The organism is Streptomyces sp. R11 (assembly GCF_041051905.1).
In the GTDB taxonomy this organism is placed as follows: Bacteria; Actinomycetota; Actinomycetes; order Streptomycetales; family Streptomycetaceae; genus Streptomyces.
Genome location: NZ_CP163432.1, coordinates 2,102,379 through 2,119,241, shown reverse-complemented (window position 1 = coordinate 2,119,241; position 16,863 = coordinate 2,102,379). Strand labels below are relative to the sequence as shown.

The following is a 16,863-nucleotide window of genomic DNA, read 5'->3' as shown; positions in this document are numbered from 1 at the left end:
TTACGTCCTCGTTCTAGGGAGAGCCCGTGACGCCAGCCCCCCTTGCCGCACGCCTCAGCGTCCCCGGCGGGCCGTTGTTCTTCCCCGTCACCGCCTACGGCCCCGACGGCTCGGTCGACCTCGACACGTACCGCACCCATGTCCGCCGGGGCGTGGAGGCCGGTGCGGCCGCCGTGTTCGCGTGCTGCGGTACCGGGGAGTTCCACGCGCTCACGCCCGAGGAGTACGAGGCGTGCGTGCGGGCGGCCGTCGAGGCGGCGGCGGGACGTGTGCCCGTCGTCGCGGGCGCCGGATACGGCACCGCCCTCGCGGTGCGGTACGCGCGGCTCGCCGAAGGGGCCGGGGCGGACGGGCTGCTCGCCATGCCGCCGTATCTCGTCCTCGCCGGGCAGGAGGGGCTGCTGCGGCACTACAGGGAGATCGCGGCGGCGACCGCGCTCCCCGTCATCGTCTACCAGCGCGACAACGCCGTGTTCACCCCCGACGCCGTCGTCGAACTGGCCCGCACGGACGGCGTGATCGGGCTCAAGGACGGGCTCGGAGACCTGGACCTCATGCAGCGGATCGTCAGCGCCGTACGCACCGAGGTCCCCGGCGACTTCCTCTACTTCAACGGCCTGCCGACCGCCGAACAGACCCAGCTCTCCTACCGCGCCATCGGCGTCACGCTCTACTCCTCCGCCGTGTTCTGCTTCGCCCCGGAGATCGCCCTCGCCTTCTACGACGCGCTCGAGGCCGGCGACGACGCGTCCGTGGGCCGCCTCCTGGACGGCTTCTACCGCCCCTTCGTCGAACTGCGTGCCCAGGGCCGCGGATACGCCGTCGCCCTCGTCAAGGCGGGCGTACGGCTGCGCGGGCTGGACGTGGGGGAGGTCCGGCCGCCGCTGCACGAGCCGAGCGAGGATCATGTCAAGCAGCTCGCCGAGGTGATCGAGCGCGGCTACGCGCTGCTGGAGAAGGAGCCGGAGGACACCAAGTGAAGGCGTCGGCGTTCGTCTACCCCTGGGACGTCAACGGGGACCCGGAGGCACCCGCGAGGATCGCCGCCCTCGGCGTTCAACAGGTGACACTCGCTTCCGCCTACCACTCCACCCGCGCCCTCACCCCCCGCCATCCCCGCCACCGGATCGTCACCGCCGAGCACGCGGCCGTGCTCTACCCGGCGGACGACCGGTGGGAGGGCCGGGAGCTGCGCCCGTACCCGGCCGGGGACTGGGCACCCGGCGACGCCTTCGGCGAGGCGGCCGAAGCGCTGGCGAGCGCGGGTCTGGAGGTGCACACCTGGGTGGTCCTCGCGCACAACTCCCGCCTGGGCGCCGACCATCCGGACACCTCGGTCGTCAACGCCTACGGCGACCGCTACCCCTGGGCCCCGTGCATCGCCCAGGCCGGCACGCGCGCGTACCTCGTCGACCTGGCCGCCGAGGCCGCCGTACGGCCCGGGGCGCGCGGCACCGAACTGGAGTCCCTCGGCTGGTACGGCTTGCAGCACCTGCACGCCCACGACAAGACCGGCGGGGTGCCGCTCGGGGACGCCGGAATGTACCTGATGGCGCTCTGCTTCTGCCCGACGTGCAAGGAGGGCTACGGCGCCCAGGGCCTGGACGCCGACGAACTGGCGGCAGCCGTGCGCACCGCCCTTGAGCCGCTGTGGCAGGGAGCGGCGGACGACGGCGACTGGGCCGGCGTCGAGAAGCTGCTCGGCCCGCAGACCGCGGCGGCCACGCGCGCGTGGCGTGACGAAACCGCCCGCACGCTCCAGGAGTCGGCCGTCCGGGCGGTGCGCCTCGCCGCCCCCGACCGCTTCCAGGTGCTCCTGCACGCCGACCCGGTGACGTATCACGTCGGCGCGAACGCCGGTGTCGACCCCGAGCACATCCTGTCCGTCGCGGACGGCGTCGTCGTGCCGTGCGCGGGCGGCCCCGGCCTGCTGACGCCTTTCGCCGCGCAGGGCCGTGAGGCCGCGGTCGTTGCCGCCAACTTCGGTGTGGTCTCCGGGATGGGCGGCAGCCCGGGCACGCTGGCGTCGGACGCGGCACGCGCGCGTGAGCTGGGGGCCACCGAAATCCGGCTCTATCACGCGGGGTTGGCGTCCGACGGTGACCTGGCGGCGGTACGGGAGGCGCTCGCCGCCCTCTGAAGCAGCGGCAGGGCGGTCAGCAGCCACGCCGGGCCGAGGACCGCCAACAGCAGCCGTACGTCGAGCAGTTCGACCAAGGCCGCACCCACCGCCAGCCCGATGGCGTTCGGCGTGAAGACGAGTGTGTTGGCCGTGGCGGCCGTACGGCCGAGCAGCGCGTCCGGCGTCTCGCGCTGCACGGCGGTGAGCGCGGCGATCAGCACACAGGGCAGCCCCGCGCCGGCCGCCGCGCTGCAGGCCAGGGCCACCGGGTCGGACGGGATCGCCCGCAGGCCGGCCGCGGTGGCCGTCAGGACGATGCCGTACGCGGCGAAACGGCGTTCGCCGAGTCGACGCAGGAGCGGGCCCGACAGCAGGCCGATCGCGACCGAACCGGCGCCCTGGACGGCGTACAGCACACCGGCGTACGCGGGGTCGTGCCCGAGGCCGTCGATCACGGCGTAGATCGTCGCCCCGCTGAGCCCGGCGCACAGCATGGTGCTGCCGCCGGCCAGGACGAGCGGGCGCAGCCGTGGGTGCGCCCGCAGGAAGCGGGCGCCTTCGGCGGTCTGCGTCCGCCAGCCACCGGGCGGCGGCTCGGGCCTGCTCTCGCGCACGCGCAGGCACGCGTACAGGCCGGTCGCGACCACGAACGTCACGGCGTCGAGCAGGGCGACGCTCGCGCCCCCGTACGCCGCGTAGACGCCCGCGCCGGCCAGTGGGGCGAGGAGCTTCATGCCCTCGGAGGCCGTCATGCGCAGCCCGTTGAAGTCGCCGAGCAGGGACGCGGGCACGGCGCTCGCGACGAGGGCGGACTCGGCGGCGTCGTGGACGACGCCTGCGGCGCCGTAGACGAACAGGACCGTGAAGAGGAGCCAGAGGCGGTCCGGGGAGTCGACGGTGAAGAGGCTGAGCAGGAGGGCGGCCAGGAGGAGGTTCGCGCTGATCAGCAGGGGCTTGCGGCGGATGCGGTCGGCGAGCGTGCCCAGGAGCGGGCCGGCCAGGGTGGGGGCCCACATGGCGAGCATGCACAGCGCGGCCAGGCCGTCCGAGCCGGTGAGGTCCTTGACCCACACGCCGGACACCAGCCACAGCGCCGAGGTGCCGAAGCCGGAGACGACGGCTCCGGTGAGGTAGAGGGCGGCATTGCGGTCGCGCAGGACGCGGGGGAGGGTCCAGGTGGTGGTCGTCATGCCAGGCACTGTGGGGCTGAGGCAGGGGCGTGGGGATCCGGGAAGTGCCTTAGAAGTGGCCTGGACGCGACGGGAGATGCTAGGCCGGAGTCGCCTTGACGACCGCGGGACCGTACGACCCCTCAACCAGTTTGCGCCGCTGCATGGCGGTCAGCCGGACGGCGAAATGGATCGCGGCAGCGGCGGCTGCAATGTGCACCACGTCGGCCGCCATGTACCGCACCACCGCGTCCCTGACCTCCGACAGCGTCTCGGCGTTGTTGTACTTCTGCCCGGCGTACCGGTTGAACAGGACGGAGAAGACGAACAGAGCCCACCACAGGTTCACCGGCCAGGTCCGCGCCCGGTGGCGCTCGCCCTCGGCCGGCAGCGGAGTCGCGGCCCCCCACATGTCGAAGGCGACGCGGTACGGCATCCAGAGGTTCACCAGCGGGATGAGCCAGGCCCCGATGGCCCACCCGGGTCCGTTGCGGAACCGGTCCGGGGCCAGCAGCCCGGTGTTGCGGCGCATACGGAAGAACCAGACGACGAACACGATCGCGACGGGCAGGTACACGAAGACCTGGACTCTCCCGGCCGTGTCGTACAGCGAGGCAGCGGCGTCCAGGTCCTGCTGCGGAGCCGCGACGAAGCCGCCGTCCGCGCCGATCACCGAACGGAGCCGGAATCCGGCGAAGAGGCTGAACACGTCACAGAGGGCAACCAGAGCGAGCCCGGTGACGGCTGCGATCAGGGGGCCGCGGGACGCTTCGGGGGCCCCTGTGGGCAGCAGGGGACGCGGACGCAGATCACTGGATTCGGACATGGCGATGTGGCCCCCCACGGGCAAGAAGAGAGAGAAGATCCGCGGACAACACGCGGGCCGACGCACGATACGTCGATCATGTACATCCCGTCCATGACAATCCGGCGCGGCGAGAATCCGTTGGAAGCTGTCGATTCAGCCACTGGGACGCATGAGGGAGCGCTCATAGCGTGATGAGCCGTTCACGTCGTCCATGCGCAAAGGCACATCCATGCAATACGTCGCGCCCATCGGCATCGGCATCCTCTACGCCCTCCTGATGTCCCCCATCCGGGAACCGCACCGGCGGCGCTTCAACGCGGTCATGATCGCCGGAGCGGGCGCCGCCTATCTGAGCGGTGGTGGCATGGGCGGCTGGGAGTTCGCGTTCACCGGGGTGGTCGCCTATGTCGCCTATCGCGGCCTGGACTCGTGGACCTTCATCGGCATCGGCTGGCTGCTGCACACCGCGTGGGACCTCGTCCACCACGTCAAGGGCAACCCGATCATCCCGTTCTCCCACACCTCCTCCCTGGGCTGCGCGATCTGCGACCCGGTGATCGCCCTGTGGTGCTTTGCGGGCGGGAAGACGCCGAGGGAGCTGGTGGCGTGGGTCGGGCCGGCCCCGTCGAAGGCGGGCCGGGTTCCTCGCCTCGGCACCCCGTCACCTCGTCGCCGATGAGTTTCGCCCCCGCCGCCGGTCCACCTCTCAGGAACAAGTCCGTGAGGAGCCCGCCCATGACCGACACGACCACCCTCGACCTCGGCCCGCAGACACGCGTCGTCGCCCGGCTTGCCGGCGCCGTGACCGACGACCAGCTCTCCGCGTCGACGCCGTGCCCGGACCTGGCGGTGCGCAACCTGCTGGGTCACCTGCTCGGACTGTCCGTCGCCTTTCGTGACGCCGGCCGCAAGGACCTGGGCCCCACGACCGACACCGATCCCGGATCCGCCCTCCCGGACCTCGGCCCGGGCTGGCGCGAGGAGCTGCCCAAGGTGCTCGACGAGGTCGCCGAGGCGTGGCGCGCCCCGGACGCGTGGACCGGCATGACCCGCGCGGGCGGCCTGGACCTGCCCGGTGCGGTGGCCGGTGCGGTGGCCGTGAACGAGCTGGTGATCCACGCCTGGGACCTGGCCGTGGCCACGGGGCAGCCGTACGCACCGGACCCGGCCGCCCTCCAGATGTCGTACGACTTCCTGCGCGCAGCTGCCGACGACGACGACCGCGGCGGCGGCATCTTCGGTCCGGTGATTCCGGTACCGGACGAGGCGCCCATGCTGGACCGGGCGGTGGGGCTGAGCGGCCGGGCCCCCGGGTGGCGGCCGTAGACGCCGGGACCCATCCCGGAAGGCCCCAACTCCGCAACCCCGCAACCCAACTTCCTTTGTCAGAAGCGTTGACGAATCATGCGCGCCCTCCTACCTTCATCGCGTCGTACTTCGTACGTCATATATGAGACGCGATACGTGAGATCCGATACGCGAGACCCAGCCCCTGGGCCCCGCGAAGATCCGAGAGGCGCGCATGACCTCTGTGCCCACGCCGATCCCCTCCCGCACGCAGTTCGTGCTGGAGGAGATCAAACGCCGCATCCTCACCGGTCAGTTGACGCCCGGTCAGGCCCTGGTCGAGACCGAGCTCGCTGCGCAGTTCGGGGTGTCGAAGACCCCGGTGCGGGAGGCGCTCAAGACGCTGGCCGGGACCGGGCTGGTCGTGATGAACCAGTACAAGGGCGTCACGGTGCGCATGGTGGACGCGGACATGGCGCGCGAGGTCTACGACGTACGGCTGCTGCTGGAGCCCGAGGCGCTGAAGCGGGCCGTCAAGCGGGGCGCCTCCCTCGACGCCGCCCGCGATGCGCTGACCCGCGCCGACGCGGCCGGCGACACCGCCGAACGCTCGCTCGCCAACCGTGAGTTCCACCGCGCCCTCTACCTGCCGTGCGGCAACCCGCTGCTCGGCCGGATGCTCGACGAAGTGCGGGATCAGGCCGCCCTCGTCTCCGCGGTCGCCTGGGCGGCCTCCCCCTCCTGGGAGCGAGAGGCCGGCGAGCACCGCGACATCCTGCGGCTGGCCCTCGAAGGCGACGCCGACGGCGCCGCGCGCGCCCTGCACGCCCACATCGCGTCGTTCGTGCAACGGGCCTTCCCGGACACGGGAGTCGAGGCCCAGCGAGAGGACGGTCCGGCATGACAACGACGTTCGAGCCCCAGCGGACGGCCCTGGCCGACGTGGTGGCGATCCCGGTGACCCCGTTCGCCGAGGACGGCCGCGTCGACCAGGACGCCCACCGGGCCCTGCTGCGTCGCCTGCTCGACGGGGGCGTCACCACCCTCACCCCCAACGGCAACACCGGCGAGTTCTACGCCCTCACCCCCGAAGAGCGCGGCCTCGTCACCGAGTTGACCATCGAGGAAGCGGGCGACCGCGCCGCCGTCCTGGTCGGCGTCGGCCACGACGTACCCACCGCCATCGCCTCCGCCCGGCACGCCCGCGAGCTCGGCGCCGGGATGGTGATGGTCCACCAGCCGGTCCACCCGTACGTCTCCCAGAGCGGCTGGATCGACTACCACCGCGCGATCGCCGCTGCCGTGCCCGAGCTGGGAGTCGTCCCGTACATCCGCAACGCCCAGCTCAGCGGCGCGCGTCTCGCCGAACTCGCCGACGACTGCCCGAACGTCATCGGCGTGAAGTACGCCGTCCCGGACGCCGCCAAGTTCGCAGCCTTCGCCCGCGACGCCGGCCTGGAGCGCTTCGTGTGGGTCGCCGGTCTCGCCGAGCCGTACGCGCCCTCGTACTTCTCCGCGGGCGCCACCGGCTTCACCTCCGGGCTCGTGAACGTCGCCCCCGCCGTCTCCATGAACATGATCGAAGCGCTGCGAGCCGGGGACTACCCGGGCGCGATGAAGGTCTGGGAGCAGATCCGCCGCTTCGAGGAACTGCGTGCCGCGAACGGCTCCGCCAACAACGTCACCGTCGTCAAGGAGGCTCTCGCCTCCCTCGGCCTGTGCCGCCGCGACGTGCGCCCGCCCAGCAGGGAACTGCCCGAGGACGAGCGCGCCGAGGTCGCCGCCATCGCCGCCGGGTGGTCGATATGACCGGCAGAAAACGCCCCGAGGAACTCAGAAGCCACCAGTGGTACGGCACCGAGGGCCAGCTGCGCACCTGGTCGCACAACGCCCGCATGCGCCAGCTGGGATACGAGGCGGAGGAGTACCTGGGCCGGCCGGTGATCGCCGTCCTCAACACCTGGTCCGACATCAACCCCTGCCACGTCCATCTGCGCGAACGGGCCGAGGCGGTCAAGCGGGGGGTGTGGCAGGCCGGGGGCTTCCCGCTCGAGTTCCCGGTCGCCACGCTCTCGGAGACGTACCAGAAGCCGACCCCGATGCTCTACCGCAACCTGCTCGCGATGGAGACGGAGGAGCTGCTGCGGTCGTACCCGATCGACGCGGCCGTGCTGCTCGGGGGCTGCGACAAGTCGACGCCGGCGCTGCTCATGGGCGCGGCCTCGGCCGACGTACCGTCGATCTTCGTGCCCGCGGGGCCCATGCTGCCCGGGCACTGGCGCGGTGAGACCCTAGGGTCCGGTACCGACATGTGGAAGTACTGGGACGAGCACCGTGCGGGCAACCTGACGGACTGCGAACTGCGGGAACTCCAGGGCGGGTTGGCGCGTTCGCCGGGTCACTGCATGACCATGGGGACCGCGTCCACGATGACCGCGGCGGCGGAAGCTCTCGGCATGACGCTGCCGGGTGCCTCCTCGATCCCGGCCGTCGACTCCGGGCACGAGCGCATGGCCGCCGCCTCCGGGCGCCGCGCCGTGGAGCTCGCGTGGACCGGGCTCAGGCCGTCCGGGATCCTCACCCGCGAGGCCTTCGAGGACGCCGTCACCACGGTGCTCGGGCTCGGCGGCTCCACCAACGCGGTCATCCATCTGATCGCGATGGCCGGACGCTCCCAAGTGCCGCTCACCCTCGACGACTTCGACCGCATCGCGCGTACCGTGCCGGTCCTCGCCAACGTCCGTCCCGGCGGACGGACGTACCTGATGGAGGACTTCCACTTCGCCGGCGGCCTGCCCGCCTTCCTCTCCCGGATCACCGACCTGCTGCACCTGGACCGACCGACGGTCGGCGGCACCCTGCGGGAGCAGCTCCAGGGCGCCGTGGTCCACGACGACGACGTCATCCGCACCCGCGAGAACCCGGTCGCCGACGAGGGCGGCGTGGCCGTGCTGCGTGGCAACCTCTGCCCGGACGGCGCCGTCATCAAGCACATCTCGGCCGAGCGGCACCTGCTCAAGCACACCGGTTCCGCCGTCGTCTTCGACGACTACAGGACGATGCAGCGGACCATCAACGACCCGTCGCTGAACATCACCGCCGACAGCGTGCTGGTGCTCCGCAACGCCGGGCCCAAGGGCGGTCCGGGCATGCCCGAGTACGGCATGCTGCCGATCCCCGACCACCTGCTGAAGCAGGGCGTACGGGACATGGTGCGGATCTCCGACGCCCGGATGAGCGGCACGAGTTACGGCGCGTGCGTGCTGCACGTGGCGCCGGAGTCGTACATCGGCGGACCGCTGGCCCTGGTCAGGACAGGGGACACCATCACCCTGGACGTCGAGGCCCGCACGCTCCAACTCAACGTGGACGACGAGGAGTTGGAACGCCGGCGGGCCGAGTGGACACCGCGGCCCGCGCGCTACGGGCGCGGCTACGGCGCGCTCTACAACGAACAGATCACCCAGGCCGACACCGGCTGTGACTTCGAGTTCCTCGCGCGGCCCGGCAAGGTGCAGGACCCGTACGCGGGCTGAACCACCCTCGACCCACAGCCTTGGTTGGTCGAGATCCCGAACGATGATCGGAAAGCGCTTCCGGCACGCCGTACGCACGCCGTACGAGAACGGAGAACTGTCATGGCCCAAGCCGCAGCCGTGGCGAAACCGCCCGCGCCACCCCGGCGGCGCCGTGCCTCCGCCACCCCGCGCAGGCTCCCGTATCTGCTGATCGCCCCGGCGGCCCTGCTCATGCTGGGCTTCATCGCCTACCCGGTGATCAGCGTCTTCTACTACAGCCTGCAGGAGTACAACCCCACCAAGCCATGGCGGAACGGCTTCACGGGCTTCGACAACTTCGTCCACGCCTTCACCGCGGACCCGCTGTTCTGGGACACGCTGGTCTTCAGCGCCAAGTGGGTGTTCGTCGAGGTCGGGCTGCAGCTGCTGTTCGGGCTCGCGCTCGCGCTGATCGTCAACCAGACGTTCGCGGGGCGGGCGTTGGGCCGAGCGCTCGTGTTCTCCCCGTGGGCCGTCTCCGGCGTGCTGACCTCGGCGATCTGGGTGCTGCTCTACAACTCCCAGACCGGCATCACCCGTTACCTCGCGGACGTCGGCATCGGCTCCTACGGCACCAGCTGGCTGTCGGACACCTCCACCGTGTTCCCGGCGGCGGTCGTCGCCGACCTGTGGCGCGGGGTGCCCTTCTTCGCGATCCTCATCCTCGCCGACCTCCAGTCCGTCTCCAAGGACCTGTACGAGGCCGCCGAGGTCGACGGGGCCGGCCGGATCAAGCAGTTCTGGCACATCACGCTGCCCCACCTCAAGGACGCGATCGTCCTGTCCACGCTGCTGCGCGCGGTGTGGGAGTTCAACAACGTCGACCTGCTCTACACGCTGACGGGCGGCGGCCCGGCGGGCGTGACCACGACCCTGCCGCTCTACATCGCCAACACCAGCGTCGACGCGCACAACTTCGGCTACGCGTCGGCCCTGACCACCGTCGCGTTCGTGATCCTGCTCTTCTGCTCGATGGTCTATCTGCGGCTGAGCAAGTTCGGAGGTGAGGACAAGTGAGCGTCAAGGAAGCCACCCAGGTCGCGCCCGCGACCGTGCGGGCCGCCCCCGAACCGCCCCGTCCGAGGAAGAAGCACCGCGCCTACGACGAGGTACCGCGCTGGCAGATCTACCTGCCGCTGTCGATCTACCTGGTCTTCACCCTGATCCCCTTCTACTGGATCCTGCTGTTCTCCCTGCGCCCGGCCGGCTCGACCTCGCTCGTGCCCTGGCCGATGACCTTCGACCACTTCGAGAAGGTCTGGACGGAGCGGAGCTTCGGCACCTACTTCCAGAACAGCGTGCTCGTCGGCGTCGTCACCCTGCTGATGACGACCCTGGTGGCGCTGGCCGGCGGCTACGCCCTCGCGCGGTTCAACTTCAGGATCAAGCGGGCCTTCATGCTGGCCCTGCTCTGCTCCCAGTTCGTGCCGGGCGCGCTGCTGCTGGTGCCGCTGTTCGAGATCTTCGCCGAGCTGCAGATGATCAACTCACTGGGAAGCGTCATCATCGCGGAGACGGTGTTCCAACTGCCGCTGTCGATGATCCTGATCAGCAACTTCATCAAGAACGTGCCGTACTCCCTGGAGGAGGCCGCCTGGGTCGACGGCTGCAACCGGATGACGGCCTTCAGGATCGTCGTCCTGCCGCTGCTGCGGCCCGGTCTGATCGCCGTCGGCTCCTTCGCCTTCGTGCACTCCTGGAACCACTTCCTGTTCGCCCTGATGTTCCTCAACAACCAGGAGAAGCAGACCATCCCGGTCGGCCTCAACACCCTGATGGGCGCGGACAGCGTCGACCTGGGCGCGCTCGCCGCGGGCGGCATCATCGCGGCCGTACCCGTGGTGATCGTGTTCGCCTTCATCCAGAAGTGGCTGATCACGGGCTTCAGCGCAGGGGCGGTGAAAGGGTGAGGCTCCGTCAGATTGTGCCTCTCGCAGCCTTGATGGTGCCGCTCTGCGTCCCGGCCCACGCCGATGACGCCCGCGACATCAGCCGCGACACGCTCGCCGCCAACGACGGGTGGGCGGCGGCCGACGGTGGTACCACAGGGGGTTCCACCGCCGACGACGCCCACGTCTTCACCGTACGCAACCGAGCTGAGCTCGTCCGCGCCCTCGACGGCGGCAGCGCGACCCCGAAGATCATCAAGGTCGCCGGCACCATCGACGCCAACACCGACGACGACGGCGACCACCTGGACTGCGCCGACTACGCGACCGACGGCTACGGCACCAGCGAGTACCTGGCCGCCTACGACCCCCGAACCTGGGGCTCCGCCAAGCCGAGCGGCCCGCAGGAGGAGGCCCGCCAGGCCTCGGCGGCGAAGCAGGCCGAGCGGATCGAACTGGCCGTCGGCTCCAACACCACCATCGTCGGGCTCGGCGACAGTGCGGTCCTCAAAGGCGCCAGCCTCCAGCTCCGGGACGCGCACAACGTCATCGTCCGCAACCTCGAACTCCGCGACGCCTACGACTGCTTCCCCGTGTGGCAGCCCAACACGGGCGGCCTCGGCGACTGGAAGACCGCGTACGACAACATCTGGCTGCGCGGCGCCACCCATGTGTGGATCGACCATGTGACCCTCAGCGACAAGGGCCACCTGGACGAGCGGGAGCCGACCTACTTCGGCCGCAACTACCTCCGCCACGACGGCCTGCTGGACATCACCAACGCCTCCGACCTGGTCACCGTATCCTGGAGCCGCTTCGCCGACCACGACAAGGCGATGCTCATCGGCAACGGCGACACGGCCACCGCGGACCGCGGCAAGCTCCGCGTCACCCTGCACCACAACGAGTTCGAGTCCGTCGTCCAGCGTGCCCCGCGCGTCCGCTTCGGGCAGGTGCACCTCTACAACAACCGGTACGTCGTCCCGGCCGACGCCCATGACTACCGCTACTCCGTCGGCGTATCGACCGAGTCGGCGCTCCACGCCGAGAACAACGCCTTCCACACCCCCGGCCACATCGAGGTCGCCGACCTGGTCACGAGCTGGAACGGCACCGCCCTCCACCAGTCCGGCACCCTCTTCAACGGCTATCCGGTGGACCTGCTCGCCATCCACAACGCCTACAACTCCGGCAGCGAGCGCGACCTCACGGCCGACGTCGGCTGGACACCTACCCTGCACACAAAGATCGACAGCGCCGCCACGGCCGACCGAGCGGTGGCACGCGGCGCTGGCGCAGGGAGGATCCCATGAGCACTGCCGTACCTGTCGTGCTGGCGGGCGCCCGCGGCCACGGCCGCTGGCACCTCGACAACATCCGCCGGCTCCAGGAGAAGGGGATCGTGCGGCCGGCGGGGATCTGCGAGCTGACCCCGCTGAGCGACGAGGAGCTGCCCGAGGGGCTGGCCACGCCCTCGGGTGTGCCCGAACAGTCCGCCGACTTCGGCGCCCTCCTCGACTCCACCGGCGCCCGGATCGCCGTGATCTGCACCCCGATCCCGACCCACACCGACCTCGCCCTGACGGCGGCCCGGCGTGGCGTGCACATCCTGCTGGAGAAGCCGCCCGCCCCGTCGTACGCCGAGTTCCGGCGCATGGCCGACGGGGTAGCCGAGGCCGGCGTCGCCTGCCAGATCGGTTTCCAGTCGCTGGGCTCGCACGCGGTGCCGGCCATCCGGACGCTGATGGCCGAGGGCGCTATCGGCGCGATCGCCGGGATCGGCGGGGCCGGTGCCTGGGCGCGCCCCGAGGCGTACTACCGGCGGGCGCCCTGGGCGGGCCGGCGCAGGCTGCACGGCGTCGACGTCATCGACGGGGTGCTCACCAACCCCCTCGCGCACGCCGTCGCCACCGCGCTCGCGCTGGGCGGGACGGTGCGCGCCGAGGACGTCACCGCCATCGAGACCGAACTGCTGCGCGCCAACGACATCGAGTCCGACGACACCTCGTGCGTCCGCGTCACCACGGCACAGGACCGCCAGGTCGTCGTCGGCGCCACCCTGTGCGCCGAGGACCCCGGCGAGCCGTACGTCGTCGTCCACGGCGACCAGGGCCGGATCACCTTCTGGTACAAGCAGGACCGCGTCCTGCTCCAGCGCGCCGGCCACGGCCCCGAGGAGTACGAGTACGGCCGTACGGACCTGCTGGAGAACCTCGTCGAGCACGTCACCGACGGCACCGGCCTGCTGGTCACACCCGATGCGACCGGCGCCTTCATGAAGGTCGTTGAAGCGATTCGACTGGCCCCGGACCCGGCCCCGCTGCCGGACGAGGCCTGGCGGTTGCTCCCCGACGAGCAGCGCCGTGTCGTGCCCGGCATCGACGGCCTCGTCGCGGCCGCCGCCGACACCCTCGCCCTCTACTCCGAACTGGGCGCTTCCTGGGCGCTCCCGGCGAGAACGAAAGAGGTGAGCACCTGATGACCCCCCATGACACCGCGGTGCTGCGCGTCGCGGGCCGCCCGGTCGGCCGGTACGTCACCCGGCCCGAACTGCCGGCCCGGCTCTCCCCGCGCCCGTATCTGCACCCCGTCACCACCCTGGCCGGCACGGCGGTCACCGAGCTGAGCCCCGCCGACCACGCACACCACCTCGGCGTCGGTGTCGCCGTTCCCGACGTCGAGGGGGCCAACTTCTGGGGCGGACGCACCTACGTCCGCGACCAGGGCCCGACCGAACTGGACAACCACGGCGCCCAGCGGCACGCCGCCTTCCAGCTGCGCGACCCCGACGGCTTCGTCGAGGAACTGCGCTGGGTGGCGGCAGGGGCCGAGCTGCTGCGCGAGCGCCGTACCGTCGCAGCCACCGAACTCACCGCGTCCGCGTGGGCGTTGGACTTCACCTTCTCCCTGACCAACGTCACCTCCGGCCCGCTGTCCATCGGCAGCCCCGCCACCAACGGGCGCCCGGGCGCGGCCTACGGCGGCTTCTTCTGGCGGGCCCGCAAGGAGTCCTCGGCGCCCGACGTGTTCAGCATCGACCGCGAGGGCGAGCAGGAGATCCACGGCAGCCGCGCCCCCTGGGTGGCGCTCGCCGGCTCCACCTGGACCCTGATCTTCGCCGGAGCCACCGAACAGACCCGCCTGGACCCGTGGTTCGTACGCGCCGAGGAGTACCCCGGCGTCGGCTCCTCCCTCGCCGCCGGGGAACGGCTCCCGATCCCGCCCGGCGAGACCGCCGTACGCCGGATCGTGACCGTGGTCGCCGACGGACGTATCAGCCGGCTCGAAGCGGCGTCCCTGGTCCGGAAGGCGGTGAGCCCGTGACGACCGGGACCGGGACCTACACGAACCCCATCCTGAACGCCGACTGGTCCGACCCGGACGTCGTCCGCGTCGGCGACGACTTCTACCTCACCGCCTCCAGCTTCGGCCGCGTCCCGGGCCTGCCCCTCCTCCACTCCCGCGACCTGGTCAACTGGACCCTGGTCGGCCATGCCCTGGAACGCCTCGAACCGGCCGGGGAGTTCACCTCACCACGCCACGACTGCGGCGTCTGGGCCCCCTCCCTCCGCCACCACGACGACCGCTTCTGGATCTTCTGGGGCGACCCCGACCAGGGCATTTTCCAGGTCAACGCCCCCGAGATCCGCGGCCCCTGGACCAGTCCGCACCTGGTGAAGCCGGGCAAGGGCCTGATCGACCCCTGTCCCCTCTGGGACGATGAGACCGGCGACACGTATCTCGTGCACGCCTGGGCCAAGTCCCGCTCCGGCGTCAAGAACCGCCTCACCGGCCACCGGATGCATCCCGACGGCACCGAACTCCTCGACGACGGCAAGCTGATCGTCGACGGCGACCGCATACCCGGCTGGTTCACCCTCGAAGGCCCCAAGCTCTACAAGCACGACGGCTGGTTCTGGATCCTCGCCCCCGCCGGGGGAGTGGAGACCGGCTGGCAGGGTGCCTTCCGCGCACGCGAGTTCTTCGGGCCGTACGAGGAGAAGATCGTCCTCGAACAGAAGGGCACCGACGTCAACGGACCGCACCAGGGCGGCTGGGTGCGCACCCGGTCCGGTGAGGACTGGTTCCTGCATTTCCAGCAGCGGGGCGCCTACGGCAGGGTCGTCCACCTCCAGCCGATGCGCTGGAGCGCCGACGGCTGGCCGGTGCCGGGCCGGGACGGCGCACCCGTCACCGTGCACCGCAGGCCCGATCTGCCACCGCAGCGGCCCGCCGCACCCGCCACGGACGACGACTTTCCCGGCGGACGCTTCGGCCGCCAGTGGTCGTGGACCGCCAATCCCCGGGACGGCTGGGCCACCCAGCACTCCGGCGACGGGCTGAGACTCGCCTGCGTCCGTACGGCAGTCGCCCACGATCTGCGCAGACTGCCGCACATCCTCACCCAGCGACTGCCCGGCATGCCGTGTGCGGTCGAGGTCGAACTGCGGCTGGACAGCGCGGAGCCGGGGGCGCGGGCAGGGCTCGCGGTGCTCGGGGACGCGTTCTGCTGGATCGGGCTTCAGCGCGGCGCGGACGGGGCGGTCCATGTCGTGCACCGGTTCGCCGAGGCCGTGGCGGAGCGGGAACGGGACGCCGAACACGCGCGGCTCGCGCCTCAGGGGCGTGTGCGGCTGCGGATCGAGATCGGGGCCGGGGCGCGCTGCCGGTTCTTCCACGACGTCGGCGACGGCCCCCGTCCTTCGGGACCGGTGTTCGCCGCCACGCCCTGGCGCTGGGTCGGCGCCCTGCTCGGGCTCTTCGGCCTCGCGCCCGACGGCCAGGGACACGCCGGAGCGGCAACCTTCTCGCACTTCAGGATCGACTCCTTGTAACGCACCTGACCCGTAAGCCTGTTGGGAGCCGCAATGACGCAGCACCTTGATAGCAAGCGCTTGCACAGACCGGGCTACGGCACGGTCCTGGCCGCCGTGCTGGGCCTTGTCGCCGCGCTGAGCCTCGGGACGATGGGGGAGGCGAACGCCGCGAGTCCGACGGCGGCTTCACCTTCCGTCGATCGCTGGACCGACCGACCCCACGGCTTCGCCTCCCTCGCCGGGGGCACGACCGGTGGCGCGGGCGGTGAGGTCGTCACCGTCACCGACCAGGCCTCCCTGGCCAAGTACGCGGCGGCCGAGGAGCCGTACGTCATCCGGGTGCGGGGCGCCATCACCGCGCAGCCCTTCGGCGCGAACATCACCGTCGCCTCGGACAAGACCATCGTCGGAGTCGGCACGAGCGGCGGGCTGGTGCAGGGCGAGTTCCACCTCGAACCCGGCACGCACAACGTCATCATCCGCAACCTGACGATCCGCGACTCGGCGGTCGAGGGCAACTGGGACTGCAAGGACACCGACTTCGACGGCATCCAGATGGACACCGTCCACCACGTGTGGGTCGACCACAACCGCTTCTCGAACATCTGCGACGGCCAGCTGGACGTGCGCAAGGACAGCGAGTACGTGACCGTCTCCTACAACCGGTTCGAGAACAGCAACAAGACCTTCGGACTCGGCTGGACGGTCAACGTCAGAACGCAGACAACGATCGACCACAACTGGTTCGCCAACACCAAGCAGCGCAACCCGTCCGTGGACAACGCCGCCTACGCACACCTGTACAACAACTACCTGACGGCACAGGCCGATCCGGGTGACCCGGTATGGACGTACGGCAACTGGTCGCGGGGCCGCACCAAGATGGTCATCGAGAACAGCTACTACCGCGACGTGCAGCACCCCTACCAGGCCGACGCCACCGCGGAGCTGGTGCAACGCGGGTCGATCCTCAGGAACACGACCGGCCGGCACGACGAGTGGGGTGCCGCCTTCGATCCGCGGGACTTCTACGACTACCGGCTGGACCCCGCGGCCGCCGTGCCGGCGCTGGTGACGCGCTTCTCCGGGCCGCAGCAGCGGATCGGCCACCTCAAGGGTGCCGACGGCTCGGCGCCCCATGCCCGGCGCTGAGTTCCGCTCGCGCCGCGAAGACCCCCACAACTTCACATCTCCGTCCGATCCAGAAGAAGAGA

16 protein-coding genes are annotated in these 16,863 nt (G+C 70.9%); 14 read left to right on the top strand and 2 right to left on the bottom strand.

The window, feature by feature from the left end; translation table 11 throughout:
- Positions 1–26: 26 nt before the first annotated feature.
- Positions 27–980: a 5-dehydro-4-deoxyglucarate dehydratase gene (locus AB5J55_RS09670; protein ID WP_369270253.1), complete on the top strand. Its 954-nt coding sequence runs from the start codon at positions 27–29 to the stop codon at positions 978–980.
- Positions 977–2,140: a hypothetical protein gene (locus AB5J55_RS09665; RefSeq protein WP_369270252.1), complete on the top strand. Its 1,164-nt coding sequence runs from the start codon at positions 977–979 to the stop codon at positions 2,138–2,140. Before AB5J55_RS09670 ends, AB5J55_RS09665 begins: the two co-directional genes overlap by 4 nt.
- On the opposite strand, the gene AB5J55_RS09660 is transcribed toward AB5J55_RS09665, so the two are convergent.
- On the bottom strand, positions 2,077–3,312 hold the full coding sequence (locus AB5J55_RS09660; protein WP_369270251.1) for an MFS transporter: 1,236 nt from the start codon (positions 3,310–3,312) through the stop codon (positions 2,077–2,079). The two genes, AB5J55_RS09665 and AB5J55_RS09660, sit on opposite strands and share 64 nt — an antisense overlap.
- Before the next feature lie 79 nt (positions 3,313–3,391).
- On the bottom strand, positions 3,392–4,117 hold the full coding sequence (locus AB5J55_RS09655) for a DUF4328 domain-containing protein (protein ID WP_369270250.1): 726 nt from the start codon (positions 4,115–4,117) through the stop codon (positions 3,392–3,394).
- Between the two features lie 211 nt (positions 4,118–4,328).
- Between AB5J55_RS09655 and AB5J55_RS09650 the strand changes: the two genes are divergently transcribed.
- From AB5J55_RS09650 to AB5J55_RS09595, 12 genes are all read left to right on the top strand, one after another.
- Complete coding sequence (locus AB5J55_RS09650) at positions 4,329–4,778, top strand: DUF6010 family protein (protein ID WP_369270249.1); 450 nt, start codon at positions 4,329–4,331, stop codon at positions 4,776–4,778.
- A gap of 56 nt (positions 4,779–4,834) precedes the next feature.
- A complete protein-coding gene (locus AB5J55_RS09645; protein ID WP_369270248.1) occupies positions 4,835–5,425 on the top strand; it encodes a TIGR03086 family metal-binding protein in 591 nt (196 codons plus the stop codon).
- Between the two features lie 196 nt (positions 5,426–5,621).
- The gene (locus tag AB5J55_RS09640) at positions 5,622–6,290 is read left to right on the top strand and encodes a GntR family transcriptional regulator (protein WP_369270247.1); all 669 of its coding nucleotides are present in this window, start codon (positions 5,622–5,624) and stop codon (positions 6,288–6,290) included.
- Complete coding sequence (locus AB5J55_RS09635; protein ID WP_369270246.1) at positions 6,287–7,195, top strand: dihydrodipicolinate synthase family protein; 909 nt, start codon at positions 6,287–6,289, stop codon at positions 7,193–7,195. The genes AB5J55_RS09640 and AB5J55_RS09635 overlap by 4 nt, the downstream gene beginning before the upstream one ends.
- Positions 7,192–8,922 carry an L-arabinonate dehydratase gene (araD, locus tag AB5J55_RS09630; protein WP_369270245.1) on the top strand — a complete coding sequence of 577 codons (1,731 nt, stop codon included), beginning with the start codon at positions 7,192–7,194 and terminating at the stop codon, positions 8,920–8,922. Before AB5J55_RS09635 ends, araD begins: the two co-directional genes overlap by 4 nt.
- 102 nt (positions 8,923–9,024) lie before the next feature.
- On the top strand, positions 9,025–9,960 hold the full coding sequence (locus AB5J55_RS09625; protein ID WP_369270244.1) for a carbohydrate ABC transporter permease: 936 nt from the start codon (positions 9,025–9,027) through the stop codon (positions 9,958–9,960).
- Positions 9,957–10,853 carry a carbohydrate ABC transporter permease gene (locus AB5J55_RS09620; protein ID WP_369270243.1) on the top strand — a complete coding sequence of 299 codons (897 nt, stop codon included), beginning with the start codon at positions 9,957–9,959 and terminating at the stop codon, positions 10,851–10,853. Before AB5J55_RS09625 ends, AB5J55_RS09620 begins: the two co-directional genes overlap by 4 nt.
- A gap of 32 nt (positions 10,854–10,885) precedes the next feature.
- Positions 10,886–12,145 (top strand): polysaccharide lyase family 1 protein, encoded by a 1,260-nt coding sequence (locus AB5J55_RS09615; protein ID WP_369276140.1) that lies wholly within the window; start codon positions 10,886–10,888, stop codon positions 12,143–12,145.
- Positions 12,142–13,311, top strand: coding sequence for a Gfo/Idh/MocA family protein (locus AB5J55_RS09610; protein ID WP_369270242.1), 1,170 nt, complete (start codon positions 12,142–12,144; stop codon positions 13,309–13,311). Before AB5J55_RS09615 ends, AB5J55_RS09610 begins: the two co-directional genes overlap by 4 nt.
- Positions 13,311–14,156 (top strand): PmoA family protein, encoded by an 846-nt coding sequence (locus tag AB5J55_RS09605; RefSeq protein ID WP_369270241.1) that lies wholly within the window; start codon positions 13,311–13,313, stop codon positions 14,154–14,156. The genes AB5J55_RS09610 and AB5J55_RS09605 overlap by 1 nt, the downstream gene beginning before the upstream one ends.
- Positions 14,153–15,667: a family 43 glycosylhydrolase gene (locus tag AB5J55_RS09600; protein WP_369270240.1), complete on the top strand. Its 1,515-nt coding sequence runs from the start codon at positions 14,153–14,155 to the stop codon at positions 15,665–15,667. The genes AB5J55_RS09605 and AB5J55_RS09600 overlap by 4 nt, the downstream gene beginning before the upstream one ends.
- A 33-nt stretch (positions 15,668–15,700) precedes the next feature.
- Positions 15,701–16,801, top strand: a complete 1,101-nt coding sequence (locus AB5J55_RS09595; protein WP_369270239.1) for a polysaccharide lyase family 1 protein — start codon at positions 15,701–15,703, stop codon at positions 16,799–16,801.
- Positions 16,802–16,863: the final 62 nt, after the last annotated feature.